Raw genomic sequence first — 17377 nt, 5'->3', positions numbered from 1 at the left:
GTATTAACCTCAATTGGGTCGTATCGCTACGACGTGAGAACGATAAACTTACTACAAATTATAGCCCTTCGCCAGTAAATAGGTTTCGCGGGACCGAGAGCGTGATGCCGCTGGCTTGCGAATCACCACCCGATCAAACTTCTGGCGCGCCAGTTTTACGATATCATCAAAGCCGGAACCATGGAAAATCTTCATCAGAAGCGCGCCGCCGGGTTTTAACATGTTGTCGGCAAAATCAAAGGCCAGCTCAACCAGGTACATGGCGCGGGGGATATCGACTGCCGTCGTTCCACTCATATTTGGGGCCATATCGGATAAAAGCAAGTCCAGGCCACGCCGGGGTATCACAGACATCAATTGCTGAAATACCTCGTCTTCACGAAAATCGCCCTGAATGAAGGTCACATCCGGAAGGGCATCCATGGGCAGGATATCCAGAGCCACGATGGTTCCGTTGCCATCAAGCTTTTGGCTGAGGTATTGTGTCCAGCCGCCGGGAGCGGCGCCCAGATCGACGATGGTCATGCCTGGCCGGAGCAGACGCTCCTTTTCATCAATCTCTTTTAATTTATACACGGCGCGGCTGCGATAGCCTTCGGCCTGAGCCTTTTTGACGTAAACATCATCAAAATGCTCCTGTAACCAGCGATTACTGCTTTTGGAACGAGACATACCTTCCTGAATAAAAACATACTTTCTCTCATGATACTCAAATTCACTACCGTTTCCCAGCAAAACGTGCAATAATTCGCCATTTTTAAGACAGGAACCGCTGTGAACACCTCATTCAGACAATCTCTCAAAGCAAAGGCTCATCATTTAAAGCCAATCATTCTCATGGGCGCCAAAGGTCTGACGCCGGCTCTCATTGAAGAAACCAGTCTGGCTCTGGATGTTCATGAGCTCATCAAAATTAAAATGAACGGCGTCGAAAAAGACGATCGCAGACTGGTTGCGGAGGATCTGTGCCAGCAGCTGCAGGCAGAACTGGTGCAGCTCATTGGCAATACAGCCGTCGTGTATCGCAGAAAACCGGATTGAATTCCCGAGCATGAACACCATGGGCTCGATTTTACACCTGCTCAGACCATCGTCCGTCATTGTGAACGCAGCGAAGCAATCCACGTTCGGAGTGTTGAAGCATGGATTGCTTCGCTGACACTCGCAATGACCCTGTTCAGAAGCGTGCATATTCAGCTGCGTGACAGACGCCTGAGTATTGTATACACTTGAACGTAATTCAAAACGACAACGCAAGCCAGAATGAGGCGAACCAGATTACCGTGTCATACAAGCTACTAAAGCACATACCTAATGCGTTGACGGGCATTCGCTTGCTCCTGATTCTGCCGTTTCTTGTCTGCCTGTACCGGCACCAATACGTCAGCGCCTTTTATTTGTACCTGCTGGCGGGTTTTACCGATGGCCTGGATGGCTGGCTGGCAAGGCATTACAACTGGCAGAGCACGCTGGGTTCTTTTATTGATCCTCTGGCTGACAAACTGCTGATTGCCTCAAGCTTTATCTCGCTGGCTCTGATAGGCAGCCTGCCCTGGTGGCTGGTGGTTCTCGTGTTTATGCGCGACTTTACCATCTCGATGGGCGTCATGGCATGGTACTGGCTGGTGCAGCGTCAACTTGATTTCAAGCCCACCTTTCTCAGTAAAATCAATACTACGTTGCAAATTGGTCTGGTAACGCTCTGTATGTTTGAACTGGCGTATTTCCAGGTAACAGCACCCTGGATCACACAAACGCTTATCATTATCACCGCCTTCACGACGGCGGTCACTTACCTGCATTACGTTTGTGTCTGGGGAAAAAAGGCCTATTCCATCCATACATCATGTCCATAAATCATCAGCTGGCTCTGGCCATACAACTCAATCAACAAGCCACTCTGAATGACTTCTGCTGGGGAGAAAACACCCTGCTTCAACAACAGCTGGACTGGTCTCTGCAGGGTCGTGGCGAGCATTTCATTTATATCTGGGGTGAGCGTGGCGTGGGCAAGTCTCATCTCCTGCAGGGCTGTTGTCAGGCGCTAGGCACCCGGCATGCTTCGGCTGTTTATCTGCCTTTGACTGTATTGAAGGAATGGGGACCAGACAGCCTGGAAGGCATGGATGAACAGCAGCTGATTGCGCTGGATGATATCGACACCATTGCCGGCGATAAAGCCTGGGAAGAGGCCCTGTTTCACTTATATAACCGCGTGCGTGACAACGGCAGCAGCATCCTCATCATGGCCGGACAGAATGCGCCTGCCCATACTGGTATTCAGCTGGCCGATTTGCGCTCCCGCCTCGCCTGGGGGCTAAGCATCCAGCTGCACGAACTGAGCGATGAACTGAAGGTACAGGTCCTGCAGCAGCATGCACGCGATCGTGGTTTTGAGCTGGCGGATAATGTTGCTCTGTTTTTGATTAATCGCTGCTCTCGCAGCATGCACGCACTCTATGACATTCTTGACAGGCTGGATGAGGCTTCACTGGCAGCGCAGCGGCGCATTACCATCCCCTTCGTAAAAACTACACTGGCTTTGTAACCGGCTGTCCATTTCATCCTGCTCTCCGGCTTCGTCCAGTTCTCCGAGATCTGATAACTGCGCATTATCCCAATCACTTCGACTCGCCACTGAATCGGTTGCGTCACAGTCCAGATCCGAAAAGAACGTGATTTGTCTGCTCAGGCGGCTGTTCCTGGTGCAGGCGGTTTCAGATCGGGTGTCCACCAGGATGACATCCTGTCCATCCGGGGTATTCAGCTGGCGCTCCAGCAGAGTACGCAGACGCCGATTTTCATTCAGCAGATGCTGATTTTCACTCAGCAGCATCCGCCTGTCCTCAATACCGTCAAGTCGGTTAGACAGCCTGTCTGAAAGCAGGTTGAGTTTTTTATTTTCCTTATCAACCAGCTCTTTATTACAAAACGCATCAACTTTACCCTTGTCCAGACCCAGGCAGCGGCCAATTAAATTTTCAATTCCCTGACGCCCGGCAAACCAGTAAAGACTGAAAGCCGCAAGCCCTATCGCGACACTAAAGAGAATAACAGGCCAGACCGTGGGTGAAACAGCCCCCAAAATTAAAGCTCCGAAGACCAGGGCCACGGTTTGACCTGCCATGAACCCACCGCAAAATATCACCCCTCCGGCCACAGCGGCGAAAAGATATTTTCCGACGGTCAATAACTGGTTATTGGATGCCCTGACCAATACGTCACGCGCCTTATCAAGCGTTTGCATTCGCGACAGCAACATCTGAAGTATGGCGAGTTTAGACTTCAACTGCGCTTCATCCATCTCATCGCAGGCTTGACTGATTTTTTTTCTGATGGCTTTCATGTTGTCGACCTGGTGCGTATATATGTGCACCAGCCGGGGTGCGTTTATGATCGTGATACCCAGATCTTTCGAAATCTCCATCAACTGGACAGCAAAAAACAGGCCGGCCCACAGCAGGCCAACCGCAAGGCCAATAGCAAAAACAGGCGCGGCAGGCATAGCGGTCAGGCCCAGCAAAGAGGCAATACCATCAAAACCTTCGGCGGCGAAATATATAAAACCCACCAGCATCAAAAACACCAGTTTTGCCAGGGCACGCCACTGGCGGACCCTGGCGCGGTCTTTGGCCTTTTCATCATCGAGCAGACTTTTGTTGATGTCTTCAAGAAAGGAGGCATACAACGACTCGAGCAGGAATCGCTCCTTACCCTCAACCCGTTCCTGCTCCAGCCTCAACCATAACAGCAGTTCATCGACCTCAACCGGTTCAGAACTGTCTGAAATAGCAGGCAATGTCATGGCAAACGATTCCATCGCTCTTGTTTTATCCAAAAGAATCCGGGTTTTTGGACTTAAGGCAATATGCGAGACCATAATTTAGCCAATAGAATAAATTGATGTACTATACAGCATATTTTTAAACAAATGTTGATTTTGGCTTAAATTTGAACAAAATATGTCGAAAAAATGCCTAATCGGACGCCATCCACTGGCTCAGGCGGCTGGATGTCAGCCACATGATCACCCCGATAACCAGCGTGATCAGGCCAATGCAGGCGAAGGTGTGGGTATAAACAGATAAAGAGATCAGACCTGGCTGAAGGTCAGCAGGCAAAGCGGTATAAGAGGCTACGTAAGCGCCGACGAATCCCGCCACAGAAGACGTCAAAAACCACATGCCCATCACAAATCCGGTAATGTGCAGAGGGACCAGCTCAGCGACCATCGCCACACCCAGTGCGGAAACCATAAGCTCTCCCGTGCTCTGAAAAAAATAACTGGCCACCAGCCAGAGAGACGAAACCATACCCTGCTCATCATGCAGGAAACGAGCGAAGAAAAGCAGGCTGAAACTCACGCCGCAACAGAGCATTCCCAATGCAAACTTATAGGGTGTGGTAAACGCAATCCCCCGTTGATGCAGTCTGGAATAACACCAGGCCAATACCGGGCTCATGAGAATAATCCAAATTGGGTTCAGCGCCTGAAAACTTTGCGGATCAATCGCGATACCGAACAAAAAAGGTCTGACGTTGTTTACAGCAAACAGATTCAGAGACGTTGGCATTTGCTGATACAGAGTAAAGAAAATAATCGCCTCGATCATCAGAATCAGCGCGATGATCATGCGCAGCTTATTGCGCTTGCTTTCCTTTCGCATGTACCAGAAAAACAGTGCCACAATCGCCATGGACATCAGCCAGACAATATTCTGGGCGAGCATCACGTTTTGTAACAAAAAGGATGATGCGCAGGTGGCTGCAATAATGCCAGCCAGAATCAGCAGCCACAGCCATGAGCCTATTGGCCGCTGATCAGCCGGCGTATTGATGGATTGGATGTGTCTGCGCTGAAATGCGTAATTAGCCAGCCCCAGCAGCAGACCAATGAAACTGAGGCCGTACGCCCAGGGGTAGCCATAACGGCTGGCCAGCGCGGGGCCAATGAACAGGGCTACCGTCGAGCCGAGATTAATTGCCATGTAATACAGGGTAAAGGCCGAATGCAGGCGGGGATCGTTTTCCTCGTAGCATTTGGATAACAGATTGGATGGATTGGCTTTGAACAGGCCGTTCCCCACGCAAACGAGGCCGAGGGCGAGAAAGACATGTGCCTTGTCGGTAACAGCCAGCGCCAGATAACCAGCGGCCAGGGTAATCAGGCCCAGCACGATGGTACGCTTGGTGCCCAGAACCCTGTCCCCGAGATAACCACCAAAGGCAACCATACCGTAAACGAGAGCTGAAAAAGCGCCAAAGGTGTAATAGGCGAGGTTATCGTCAAAACCCAGATGACGAACAAAATAAAGGGTCAAGATACCCTGTACGGTGTAAAACCCAAAACGCTCCCAGATTTCCAACATGAAGATCATGTTGAACGCGCGTGGCTGATCACGAAACAATGACAACATGGCATCTTCTTTCAAAGTCCGTTTTATTCAAGCTAACGTACTTTTAAGCTGTTTGCAACGCTGTAAAAGAGTTCACTCATGCAGGCTCAGGGAATCCGGCTCCTCAGATCTGGCAACGGATGATGGTTTATCGGAGCGCTCTTCTTCTGGATGGATACCCAAAAGCTCTCTCATCACACTGGAAGCATAAAGGGTATGTTTCCTTTCATCATTCTCAGGCAATTCATTCAACGCGCTCTCCAGCATGGTGTGAGCGCTTTCCGGCCAGCCGGGGACCTCCCGTAACAATTCACTGGCAAAATCAGGCGACGTACCATACTCCTTCATGTCTTTATCGATTCTGATGACAGCAGCCAGCAGCGCCGGTGCATTATGTGTCTGAATGGCCAGTCCAAGCGATGCGATGTGGCGATCAACCAGATCATTCATGGCAGCCAGATCTTTTTCTGTTCTTTGACCAGAATTGACAGGACGCAGCCGTTGTAATATGTCGACTTCGGAGTCAGACGAGAGGCTTGTCGGGCTGAGTGGACTGCTCGAGGTGAGACTCTGTACTGGTTTGTCTGTATCGTAACCATCAGATGAGCTCCTGTCATCATCGGATGTGAGGTCATCTTCATCAGCATGCCGCGGTGCAGGGTCATGTATCGGCTCGACGGCAACGGGTGCCGTCCTCAATGGACTGTCAGGCACCGGCTGATTCTCTGATCCCAACAGATTTTCCTGCTCCAGATTGTTATCTACCTCATGCTCGGCAGGGGCTTCTTCTTCCACAACCGGTTCCTCATCTTTTTTACCAAACAGGCCCATGAACGCTCTGCCTGCCTTAGCCAGCAAGGGAGCAGCAATACGTCCCAGGATATAAAGTCCACCCACTACCGCTGTAGCGGCCAGGATAGTTAAACCCACCGGTGGAAAGGCAACGGTCAGACCGCCGCCTAACAGAGCCAGTGCAGACAGGCCCATACCCACACCCTTGTCCATCATTCTCATGCCATCTTTCAGTTTCAGAGCGGACTCGTGTTTGGCTTTTTTATTAACATTTTTCTGTATTTGCTTCTGTTTACTCAGGAACTCCTGATAGCAGGCTTCAATCTCTTCTTCAGACGTCAGCTCCTGTGCGCGCTCCTGAATAGCCTGCAGTTCCTCTTTTGCCTGGCCAATTTCGTTATCCAGACGCTTGATTTCTGCTTTATGCCTGCGACGCTCCATGATCAGTTTTGCAAAGGTAGCCACGCTGGTAACAAAACCGAGGGCAACCGTCGTGCCAATCACAATCGGGGCAACGCCGGGTACAAGTAAGGACGTCAGACCAAGCCCAAGCACCACCGCTGAGTAAGCCCACTTGGCACCCGTAGACACCGTGAAGGGCGCCGGCTCATTTACCAGATAAGCCACCAGGGCAGTTAAGGGGATCAGCAAAAAATGCGCGGCATCGATAGCCAGGCCGGCAATATGAAAACCTTTCCCAATGGCATCCATTTTAACGGTCAACCTGCCGACTGTCTTAGCGTAGGCACCAATGGCCTTCTCGCCACCATCGACGCTGTTCAGCAGGCCAAGGAATATGGGCATCTTCTGCAATATAGCCAGAGCCAGACTTTTTTCGGGTGTCTTGGTGGTGACCTGAAACTCCCGATCAAAATCCAGCATCTGCGCCCTTTTGGCCTCGGCAGTCAGAACAGCGGCATCTTCGAGTATGTCCTCTTGCTCAAACTCAATTGCGCTCTTATTATCGATTGACATGTCCGGCATCCAAATAAAGTAAATCTTATGCTATAAATATAACAGCAATTCCTTAACATAAGATTACGTATCAGGTATTACTTGTCACTCTGGCTCATCAGGGTTATATTTTTTTAACTAATCATCATTAAAACAGGATGTAATGACAAAAAAAGCACTTTACCTCGCCGGTGGAGGCGCACGGGGTGCGTATCAGGCGGGCGTACTTAAAGCCATCAGCACCATTCTGGATGTCAAAAAAATCCCGTTTGACATGATTAGTGGCGTCAGTATTGGCAGTATCAACGGCGCGGTTCTGGCTGAAAATGCTCTCGACTTCCCTGCGGCTACCGAAAAAATCGAAACACTCTGGACATCTATTACCAGTCAGCAGATTTTCAATGCCAGCAATTACGAGTTGAGCAAATCGGTGTTACGCAATCTCAGTAACATGCTCATCAAACAGAGTCAGGCCGGTTATTTGCTGGACGCCGCGCCCCTGCGACACTTCATCAGTGAGAATATTGATTTCGATCGGGTTGAGGCAAATATTCAGGACGGACATCTGGACACCATAGAGGTCATCAGTAATTGTTATGAAACCCATCAAACGGTTTCGTTTTATCAGCATGCGTCGCCCGACTTTGAAGACTGGAATTATCCTCGCCACGTAAGCCAGCGGGTTAACCTGCGTATGGAACACATTCTCGGCTCCACCGCCCTGCCTCTGTTTTTTCCACCGGCCAAAATTGATGGTTATCATTTTGGTGATGGCGGCATGGGTTTAACAGCACCTCTGCGCGGAACCATCCGTGCCAAGGTCGATAAAATCATGATTTTAGGTACAAGACAAACACCCACGTTTGGCGATTACGAGCGCCTGCGTAATGGCGATATTGGTTTCGCCAATATTCTCGGCGGGATCATGAATGGGCTTTTTCTGGATAACCTGGATCGGGACATTGAAATGGTGAACCGCATGAATGACATTGCCCGCCTGCTCTCCATGTGGAAAAAGCGACGTTCACCCTGGCGCCCTATTCAAACCATGCACCTGCGTCCGAGTCGCGATATCGCAGCGATTGCCCAGGCGCAATATCACAGCATGCCGGCCCTGCTGCGTTTTTTATTGAATGTTCTGGGAGCGAAAAGCCGCTCAGGCGACCTGCTCAGTTTCCTGCTTTTCGAGCAGGGATTTACGACCGAACTGATTAAACTGGGCTTTGAGGATACGATCGTAGCTCAGGATGATGTGCTGCAGTTTTTTGAGGATTAAAGAACAGAGCCCCGACTATGTCAGGCGCTCACGAGCCAAGTCCGTATCCGGCTTTTTGCCGTGCCAGATGTAAAAGGCTGCGGCGGCCTGTTCGATCAACATACCCAGCCCATCCATTGCCTGACAGCCGTGTCGTTTTGCGCTGTCTACAAATGGGGTGGAGCCGGTTTTGGAATAGGACAGGTCGTAGCAAAAAGGTCTGGATGCCCACAGATGCTCTGGCAATTGCAGAGCCTGACCGGTTACGCCCGCAGATGTTGCGTTAATAATAAGGTCGGCAGGCTCGGGCTTTGCAAACGCCGCCAGATGAATGACTGGAAAATCCTGCTGTAATGCCTGAGCTTTGACCGGATCGCGGTTGGTGAGACTCAGGCGACTAATCCCAGCCTCCAGCAGCGGGCCGATAATACCGCGCGCCGCTCCCCCGGCCCCGAGCACCAGCAGGTGCCGGCCTTGCAGGGCCACATAACGGCTTAAGTCGTTCACCAGCCCTGCCCCGTCCGTGTTATCTGCATGCAGGCGCCCATTCTCCATCCACAGGGTATTGGCCGCCCTGGCCTTCCGGCAGCGCGGGGTCTGCAGCCCGGCCATGGCGAAGGCGCGCTCCTTAAAAGGCAGGGTAATATTCAGTCCTTTACCGCCGGCTGCGAAAAAATCCCGGACCTGTTGCTCAAAACCCTGCTCATGGCCTTCGATGCGTTCGTAGACCAGCTCCATTCCGAACTGGCCGGCAAACTGCTGATGAATGGCTGGCGAGAGGCTGTGACTGATGGGGCGCCCGATGACGGCGCAACGAATCACGCCACTCATGCCGGCGCATCCTGACGCAGGCTTTTGAACACCATCTCACTTAAATCCGGTGACAAGGCCCGTTCAGACAAGATGCGTAACTGCGCCAGCATGGCCCGCTGCCGCGCTTCGTCAAAACGATGCCAGCGGGTGAACGGCGTGGCCAGGCGGGCAGCTATCTGAGGATTAATGCCGTCCATCGTAATCAACATGTCGCTTAGAAAGGCATAGCCCTGACCGTCAACCGCATGAAACTGCTCAGGATTGGATTGGCAGAAGGCCCCTATCAGAGCGCGCACCTTGTTGGGATTTTTCAGAGAAAAAGCAGGATGATTCAACAGCTGTTTCACCTGAGTCAACGTACCTGGCCGTTCACTGGTGGCCTGAATGGCAAACCATTTGTCCAGTACCAGTTCATCTGCCGACCATTGCCGGTAAAAGCGCTCGATGGCCTGCTGCGATACCTCTGCCACGCTGCTGTTGACCAGAAGCGCAAAACTGGCAATCTGATCTGTCATTGTTACAGCCGTATTGAACTGCTGCTGACAGAGGGGCATGGCACGGGCCTCGTCCGCTTTCATCATCAGCCACAGGCAGAGATTACGCAGCTTGCGCTGGCCGTAGGCGGCTCCGTTCCGTGCGCCCTTTTCCAGCGCCCATAAGCGTTGATAAGTCGACTCAGCCAGCTCATACAAAGCACCTCCCAGCTGGCGTCGATATCTATTGCGCGCAGCTTCCACGGCCAGCACGTCCACGCGGTCAAGTGTCACCGCCACGTCTTCAAATCCGGGTGGCGTCAGTAAATCAGCACGCAGAGCCGTATCCAGAGACTCATCGAGCAAAATACCCGAAAAAGCACCGATCAAGTCAGGATTAATATGATCTTGACCGGTATTTTCGAGAAAAGCACTGATATTATCCAAAGCCAGTCTTTGCGCGGCATCCCACTTGGCGAAGCCGTTGGTTTCAAAACGAAGCAGAGACAGACGCTCGCTCTGCGTCATCGAATGATGCAGTATGATGGGAGCGGAAAAGTCACGCAGCAGGGACAGCACAGGCCTGACTTTCAAGCCTGGAAACGTGAATTGCTGTGTTTGCTCCCGCAGTTCAAGTACCTCCTTTTCCAGAGGAATGCGCCGCCCCACCTCGTCAAACAGAGCCATGCGAATCGGGATATGGAAAGGCTGTTTGTCCTGACACTCGGGTGTAGGTGGACAGCTCTGGCTTAAGGTCAGGGTCAACACGCCGTTTTCAAATTCAGTCTGAGCGGTCACTTCGGGCGTACCGGCCTGACTGTACCAACGGGTCAGCTGGCTGAAATCGACCTGATTGGCGTCTTCCATGGCGGCCACAAAATCATCAATGGTGACGGCCTGACCGTCATGACGCTCGAAATACAAATCCATGCCACGGCGAAACCCATCACTACCCAGCAGGGTGTGCTGCATACGAATCACTTCCGCACCTTTGTTATAGATGGTGGCCGTGTAAAAATTGTTAATCTCCTGGTAGGACTCTGGCCGTACCGGATGCGCCATGGCGCCGGCATCTTCCGGAAACTGTGCCGCGCGCAAAAGCTTCACGTCGAGAATACGATTCACATCACGTGAATTCATGTCGCGGGAAAACTCCTGGTCGCGAAAAACAGTCAGGCCTTCTTTCAGGCTCAGTTGAAACCAGTCCCGGCAGGTCACCCGGTTACCAGTCCAGTTATGAAAATATTCATGCGCCACAACGCCTTCAATATCGGCATAATCCTGATCAGTCGCGGTGTCGCTGCGCGCCAGAATGTATTTGGAGTTGAAAATGTTAAGGCCTTTGTTTTCCATGGCGCCCATATTAAAATCACTGACCGCGACGATCATGAAGATAGACAGATCATATTCGCGTCCATAGACCTCTTCGTCCCAGCGCATGGCTTTTTTCAGAGACTGCATGGCGTGATCACATTTGTCTTCGTTACCGGGTTCCACATAAATCCGCAGATCAACGGTCCTGCCCGAGCAGGTCACAAAGCTGTCGCGGACACAGGCCAGATCTCCCGCAACCAGAGCAAACAGGTAGGATGGTTTTTTAAATGGATCTTCCCATAATACCCAGTGCCGGCCGTCTTCTTCATCACCAGAGGCCAGCAGGTTACCGTTGGATAACAGTACAGGATATTTAGTTTTATCCGCACTGATGCGGGTGCTGAAACGGGTCAGAACATCGGGTCTGTCAGGAAAAAAGGTAATTCGGCGAAAGCCTTCAGCCTCACATTGTGTGCAGAATAACTCCCGGGAACGATACAGACCCGACAGCTGGGTGTTGCTCTGGGGGCGAATGCGCGTCACGATGGTCAGTTTGAACTCATCAGGGCAATCATCAAGTTCCAGACTTTTTTCCGTTAATCGCAGGCTCCTGCGACTCAGACGCTGCCCGTTCATCTCAACGCGCAACAGCTCCAGTTCATCACCATCCAGACGCAGAGGCCCTGGCCGCAGTCGTTTGATTTGCATTTGATTTTCTACCGTTGCGTGATCGTCGTGCAAGGCAAAGGCGAGATCAATGCGCTCAATTTCAAAAGCAGGTGCTTGATAATCTTTCAGAAAAATACTGTTGTCCGACATGAGGAGAACTCCCGTTTAATAAATTGATTTTTTTGTGTTTTTTGGTGGTGAAGCTGTTCCACTTTGCTATACTGAAATCATAAAGGAATGAAGGTATTGGCTAGTGTCTCGCTTTTAGAGACGAAATGCAAAAATGATAAGAAGCAGCCAATGCCGCTGTTTTTTCCTGATACCGGATTACGTACTAGGGGACAAGCGATGAATACTCAGGAATTTCTGAACAACTACACCAGACGATTTGTTGACAACAAGGAAGAAGAATTCAGTCTGGACGAATATCTTGAACTGTGCCGTCAGGATCCTACCGCCTATGCCAACCCGGCAGAGCGTCTGTTGATGGCTATTGGCCAGCCTGAGGTGATCGACACCCGGCATGATCCCGTGTTGTCCCGTATTTTTTCCAATAAAATCATTCATCAGTATCCGGTTTTCAAGGATTTTTTTGGAATGGAAGAACCAATCGAACAAATCGTTGGCTTCCTGAAACATGCTTCCCAGGGCCTGGAAGAAACCAAACAGGTGCTCTATCTGTTAGGTCCCGTGGGTGGTGGTAAGTCGTCTCTGGCAGAAAAACTCAAAGACCTGATGCAGAAAGTTCCCTTCTACGCCATCAAGGGTTCCCCCGTTTTTGACTCGCCCCTGTCGCTGTTCGATCCGGAAGAAGACGCTGCTCTGCTCGAAGAACGCTTCGGTATCCCATCCCGGTACCTGCGTTATGTGATGTCGCCCTGGGCCGTTAAGCGCCTGCAGGAATACAATGGCGACATCAGCAAATTCCGTGTTATCAAGATCAAACCGTCACGTCTGAAACAGATTGCCATTGCCAAAACCGAGCCCGGCGACGACAACAATCAGGATATTTCCTCTCTGGTAGGTAAAGTAGACATCCGCAAGCTCGAAGATTTTTCTCAGGATGATGCTGACGCTTACAGCTATTCGGGTGGTTTGTGCCGCGCCAACCGCGGTCTGCTCGAATTTGTCGAGATGTTCAAGGCTCCGATTAAGGTTCTGCATCCACTGTTGACGGCCACTCAGGAAGGCAATTACAACGCAACCGAAGGCCTGTCCTCGATTCCCTTTGAAGGTATCATCCTTGCTCACTCCAACGAGTCGGAGTGGCAAAGCTTCCGCAACAACAAAAACAACGAAGCGTTTATAGACCGGATTAACATCGTTAAGGTACCTTACTGCCTGCGCGTGTCCGAAGAGATCAAAATTTATCAGAAACTGCTCGACACCAGCTCGCTGATCAACGCTCACTGTGCGCCGGGGACCCTCGATATGCTGGCACAGTTTTCCGTGCTGACCCGCCTGAAGGAGCCACAGAACTCGAGCATTTACTCGAAAATGCGTGTCTATAATGGTGAAAGCCTGAAGGACACCGATCCCAAAGCCAAGTCTTATCAGGAATACCGTGATTTTGCCGGCGTCGATGAAGGCATGAGCGGTATCTCAACCCGTTTTGCCTTCAAGATCCTGTCCAAGGTATTCAACTTTGACCACAGTGAAATTGCCGCCAACCCGGTTCATTTACTCTATGTGCTGGAACGCCAGATTGAGCAGGAACAGTTCCCTCAGGAACTGCATGAAAAATACCTGACCTTTATCAAGGAATATCTGTCACCCAAATACGTGGAGTTCATTGGCAAGGAAATTCAAACGGCCTATCTGGAATCCTATTCCGAGTATGGACAGAATATTTTTGACCGTTACATTTCCTACGCAGACTTCTGGATTCAGGATCAGGACTATCGCGATCCGGACACTGGAGAAATTTTTGACCGCGCGGCTCTGAATACCGAACTGGAGAAAATTGAAAAGCCGGCCGGTATTTCCAATCCCAAGGACTTCCGTAATGAAGTGGTCAATTTTGTGCTGCGTGCCCGCGCCAATTACCAAGGCAAAAACCCGGTATGGAACAGTTACGAAAAACTAAGAGCGGTCATTGAGAAAAAAATGTTCACCAACACCGAAGATTTATTGCCGGTGATCTCATTTAACGCCAAGGCATCAGAGGACGATAAAAAGAAACACGAGGAATTTATTGCACGAATGGTGGACAAAGGTTACACGCGCAAACAGGTTCGCCTGTTGTGCGAATGGTATTTGCGTGTGCGTAAATCACAATAAAAACAAACAGAACAGCGTGTTTTTATAAGGAATCGCCATGTCACAGCTTATTGACCGCAGACAGAATGCTGGCAAAAAAAGTACCGTCAATAGACAGCGCTTTCTTCGACGCTACAAAAATCAGATCAAGCGCGCCGTTTCCGACGCGATTGGCAAACGCAGCATTACGGAAATTGAACAGGGCGAGCAGGTCAGTATTCCGGCCAAAGACATCATGGAGCCGCGCTTCCATCAGGGTCGGGGTGGCCGTGTTGAGCGCGTATTACCAGGCAATGATCAGTTCATTTCCGGTGATCGGATCAAACGTCAGAACCAGAGCGATGGCAGCGGCGGTACCGGTGAGCAGGCCAGTAATTCAGGTGAAGGTGAAGACGATTTTGTGTTTAATCTGTCGCGTGAAGAATTTCTTGATCTGTATTTTGAAGATTTAGAGCTGCCCGATCTGGTGAAAAAAGAACTCGCACGCACCACGGCATTCAAAACCGTTCGCGCTGGTTTCACCACCAGCGGCACCCCCACCAATATCAATGTTCTGCGCTCCATGCGGCAGGCCACCGGACGACGGGTAGCCCTTGCCTCGCCTTACCGGCGGCGACTGCGTGAGGCTGAAGCCGAACTGAAGCAGGCGGAACAGGTGCCCGTACCCGATGAAGAGCAGTTGAGCGCATTGCGTCAGAAAGTAGCCTTTTTGAAAAAACGAATCGATACTGTTCCCTTTATCGACACCCTCGATTTACGTTACAACAATCGCGTTCGCATCCCGGTTCCCTCAACGCAGGCCGTTATGTTCTGCGTCATGGACGTATCGGGTTCCATGGATGAAGCCAAAAAGGACATAGCCAAACGCTTTTTTATTCTGCTGTATCTGTTTCTGACCAAAAATTACGAGAAAATCGAGCTGGTGTTTATTCGCCATCACACATCAGCCAAGGAAGTAACGGAAGAGGAGTTTTTCTACTCGCGTGAAACCGGTGGCACTGTGGTATCCAGTGCGCTTGAGTTACTGTACAACATCATCAGCGCACGCTTCCCGAGCTCCGCCTGGAATATTTACGTGGCCCAGGCTTCTGACGGGGATAACTGGAATGCTGACTCTCCTTACTGTCAGGAGCTGCTGGAAGAAAAAATCATGCCGCTGCTGCAGTATTATTCCTATATCGAGATCATGCCCCGCCATCATCAGAGTCTATGGGAAGTGTATCAAAAAATACACGAAAGCTATCCCAACTTTGCCATGGAAAACATTGATACGGTTGCCGATATTTATCCGGTATTTCGCGAATTGTTTAAAAGGAAAATGGCATGAGCAGAAAAAAGCCTTTGTCCACAGGAGCTGAATGGACATTTGAATTAATCGATGCCTACGACAAGGAAATTGCCCGTCTGGCACGCGATTTCAGGCTGGATACCTATCCTAATCAGATAGAAATCATCACCGCCGAACAAATGATGGATGCCTACGCCTCCGTGGGTATGCCGATTGGTTATCATCACTGGTCCTTTGGCAAGCATTTTGTTGGCGTGGAGAAAAGCTATCAACGTGGCGAAATGGGTCTCGCTTACGAACTGGTCATTAACTCCAATCCCTGTATTTCCTATTTAATGGAAGAAAATACCATGGCCATGCAGGCTCTGGTGATTGCACATGCCTGCTACGGCCATAACTCGTTTTTCAAGAACAACTATCTCTTTAAAATGTGGACATCCGCAGACGCTATTATCGATTATCTGGTATTTGCCAGACAGTACATCAGCGAATGCGAACAGCGTTACGGTATTGATGAAGTCGAAAGCACCCTTGATGCCTGCCATGCCTTGATGAGTTATGGCGTAGATCGCTATAAGCACCCGCCGGCCCTGTCCATGCAGGAAGAAAAAATCCGGCAGCAAAACCGTGAAAGTTATTTGCAATCGCAGATTAACGAATTATGGCGAACGATTCCTGACAGCAAACGCAGCGAAACAGATGGCAGAAAAACACAGTTTCCAGAAGAACCTCAGGAAAATATCCTTTATTTTATTGAAAAAAACGCTCCTTTATTAAAGCCATGGCAGCGGGAGGTTGTGCGTATTGTGCGTAAGATTGCGCAGTATTTTTATCCCCAGGGGCAAACCAAGGTTATGAACGAGGGCTGGGCCTGTTTCTGGCATTACACCCTGCTGAATGGCCTGTATGATGAGGGGCTGGTGACAGACGAGTTCATGCTTGAAGTTCTGGAAAATCATACCAATGTTATTCGACAGCCGGCATTCAACAGCCCGTATTTTAACGGCATCAATCCCTACACGCTGGGCTATAACATGATGCAGGACATCAAGCGTATCTGTCAGAATCCGACCGACGAAGACAAACGCTGGTTCCCTTATCTGGCCAATACCGACTGGTTGAGCAGCCTTGATACGGCCATGCGTAACTACAAAGACGAAAGCTTTATCGCTCAATACCTCTCGCCCCGCCTGATACGGGAAATGAAACTGTTCCACCTGGTTGATGACGATCATCATCCGGATCTGGTCATTAATGCCATCCATGACGAGCAGGGCTATCAGGCCATCCGCCGCGCCTTATCGCAGCAGTACAATCCTGGCAGCTACGAACCTGATATTCAGGTATATTCAGTTGATAGCGAAGGTGATCGTTCTCTGACCCTGCAACACAGGCAGGTCAATCGAATTCCTCTGGCTAATAACGCCATGGACGTGTTAAAACACCTGCATACCTTATGGAAATTTCCGGTTCGCCTGCAGAATATCGATGCAAAAGGTGAGATAAGCTCGGAGTTGTTTTGCCCGCCAAGACAGACAGGTAAGAGAGAAGGCGATAAACAGCCGCCTCAATCAGCATGAGTCAGATTTGAATTTTGTCATCCAATACCTCTACGGGGATGACAAAATTCAAAAAAAAACAGTTGCTCAGGAATTAATTTTCCTTAACAGCAGCACTCGCTTTTTTAGCTTGTTTTTGATGTGCTTTCCATTCTTTATCTTTTGAAAAAACGTAGCAGGCCGCTTCTTCAATAAAAAAGCCGATGTCGTCAATTTGTGACCACTGGCAATATGCTTCAATTTTCTTTAACACTTCGCTGCTCAGTTCTACTTTGATTTTTTCTTTCTGCTTGAAGCCAGCTTTTGATATAAGAGCCATGATATTCCTCTTTAAAATAATTAATAATTGTGCGCTTGTTTTTTGCAATTAAAAAGCAAAAATAAAAAGCTCCGTATTTTTACTATAAAAAGACAATAATGTCATTGTTTTTATAATAATTGGCAGGAAAATCGCTCTATATTGGACAAAAAACCCGGGATGTCATTCCCGCGCAGGCTGAAATCTATCCGGGAACGGGTACGGGCCTGATTTGAACATGGATCCCCGCCCTTCCAATTAGCCTTAAGTTTTTCTTTACTTTTGCACTGCCTACGTACCGCGGCTT

Annotated in this window: 14 protein-coding genes; 7 read left to right on the top strand and 7 right to left on the bottom strand. The window is 50.0% G+C overall.

Annotated features, from left to right (window positions below):
• Positions 1 to 51: 51 nt before the first annotated feature.
• Complete coding sequence (rlmE, locus tag ACQUTA_RS05825; RefSeq protein WP_444987279.1) at positions 52 to 672, bottom strand: 23S rRNA (uridine(2552)-2'-O)-methyltransferase RlmE; 621 nt, start codon at positions 670 to 672, stop codon at positions 52 to 54.
• Positions 673 to 774: 102 nt separating this feature from the next.
• Here rlmE and ACQUTA_RS05820 point away from each other — a divergent pair, with 102 nt between their 5' ends.
• The 3 genes from ACQUTA_RS05820 to hda all read left to right on the top strand — a co-directional run bounded on the left by ACQUTA_RS05820 (position 775) and on the right by hda (position 2548).
• Positions 775 to 1041 carry a YhbY family RNA-binding protein gene (locus ACQUTA_RS05820; RefSeq protein WP_444987278.1) on the top strand — a complete coding sequence of 89 codons (267 nt, stop codon included), beginning with the start codon at positions 775 to 777 and terminating at the stop codon, positions 1039 to 1041.
• A gap of 197 nt (positions 1042 to 1238) precedes the next feature.
• Positions 1239 to 1856: a CDP-alcohol phosphatidyltransferase family protein gene (locus ACQUTA_RS05815; RefSeq protein WP_444987369.1), complete on the top strand. Its 618-nt coding sequence runs from the start codon at positions 1239 to 1241 to the stop codon at positions 1854 to 1856.
• Positions 1847 to 2548 carry a DnaA regulatory inactivator Hda gene (gene hda / locus ACQUTA_RS05810; protein ID WP_444987277.1) on the top strand — a complete coding sequence of 234 codons (702 nt, stop codon included), beginning with the start codon at positions 1847 to 1849 and terminating at the stop codon, positions 2546 to 2548. Before ACQUTA_RS05815 ends, hda begins: the two co-directional genes overlap by 10 nt.
• Here hda and ACQUTA_RS05805 read toward each other — a convergent pair.
• The 3 genes from ACQUTA_RS05805 to ACQUTA_RS05795 all read right to left on the bottom strand — a co-directional run bounded on the left by ACQUTA_RS05805 (position 2489) and on the right by ACQUTA_RS05795 (position 7163).
• Positions 2489 to 3838, bottom strand: a complete 1350-nt coding sequence (locus ACQUTA_RS05805) for a hypothetical protein (RefSeq protein ID WP_444987276.1) — start codon at positions 3836 to 3838, stop codon at positions 2489 to 2491. The genes hda and ACQUTA_RS05805 overlap by 60 nt on opposite strands.
• A 139-nt stretch (positions 3839 to 3977) precedes the next feature.
• Positions 3978 to 5417: an oligopeptide:H+ symporter gene (locus tag ACQUTA_RS05800; RefSeq protein WP_444987275.1), complete on the bottom strand. Its 1440-nt coding sequence runs from the start codon at positions 5415 to 5417 to the stop codon at positions 3978 to 3980.
• 72 nt (positions 5418 to 5489) lie between these two features.
• The gene (locus ACQUTA_RS05795; protein ID WP_444987274.1) at positions 5490 to 7163 is read right to left on the bottom strand and encodes a hypothetical protein; all 1674 of its coding nucleotides are present in this window, start codon (positions 7161 to 7163) and stop codon (positions 5490 to 5492) included.
• Between the two features lie 142 nt (positions 7164 to 7305).
• On the opposite strand from ACQUTA_RS05795, the gene ACQUTA_RS05790 reads away from it, so the two are divergent.
• A complete protein-coding gene (locus ACQUTA_RS05790; protein WP_444987273.1) occupies positions 7306 to 8418 on the top strand; it encodes a patatin-like phospholipase family protein in 1113 nt (370 codons plus the stop codon).
• Between the two features lie 15 nt (positions 8419 to 8433).
• Here the strand turns inward: ACQUTA_RS05790 and aroE are convergent, their stop codons facing one another.
• Both aroE and pepN read right to left on the bottom strand, forming a co-directional pair.
• Positions 8434 to 9228, bottom strand: coding sequence for a shikimate dehydrogenase (aroE, locus tag ACQUTA_RS05785; protein ID WP_444987272.1), 795 nt, complete (start codon positions 9226 to 9228; stop codon positions 8434 to 8436).
• Positions 9225 to 11816 (bottom strand): aminopeptidase N, encoded by a 2592-nt coding sequence (gene pepN, locus ACQUTA_RS05780; RefSeq protein WP_444987271.1) that lies wholly within the window; start codon positions 11814 to 11816, stop codon positions 9225 to 9227. Before pepN ends, aroE begins: the two co-directional genes overlap by 4 nt.
• A gap of 198 nt (positions 11817 to 12014) precedes the next feature.
• On the opposite strand from pepN, the gene ACQUTA_RS05775 reads away from it, so the two are divergent.
• From ACQUTA_RS05775 to ACQUTA_RS05765, 3 genes are read left to right on the top strand one after another with little or no spacing between them, the layout of a single operon-like run.
• A complete protein-coding gene (locus ACQUTA_RS05775) occupies positions 12015 to 13946 on the top strand; it encodes a PrkA family serine protein kinase (RefSeq protein ID WP_444987270.1) in 1932 nt (643 codons plus the stop codon).
• A gap of 37 nt (positions 13947 to 13983) precedes the next feature.
• Positions 13984 to 15252: a YeaH/YhbH family protein gene (locus tag ACQUTA_RS05770; protein ID WP_444987269.1), complete on the top strand. Its 1269-nt coding sequence runs from the start codon at positions 13984 to 13986 to the stop codon at positions 15250 to 15252.
• Positions 15249 to 16793, top strand: a complete 1545-nt coding sequence (locus tag ACQUTA_RS05765) for a SpoVR family protein (protein ID WP_444987268.1) — start codon at positions 15249 to 15251, stop codon at positions 16791 to 16793. Before ACQUTA_RS05770 ends, ACQUTA_RS05765 begins: the two co-directional genes overlap by 4 nt.
• Before the next feature lie 73 nt (positions 16794 to 16866).
• Here the strand turns inward: ACQUTA_RS05765 and ACQUTA_RS05760 are convergent, their stop codons facing one another.
• Entirely contained in the window at positions 16867 to 17091 is a 225-nt protein-coding gene (locus ACQUTA_RS05760; protein ID WP_444987267.1) for a hypothetical protein, read from the bottom strand.
• Positions 17092 to 17377: the final 286 nt, after the last annotated feature.

The organism is Legionella navarrensis (assembly GCF_052527415.1).
The sequence above is the reverse complement of the archived record's forward strand: the minus strand, read 5'-3'. Positions and strand labels throughout refer to the sequence as shown.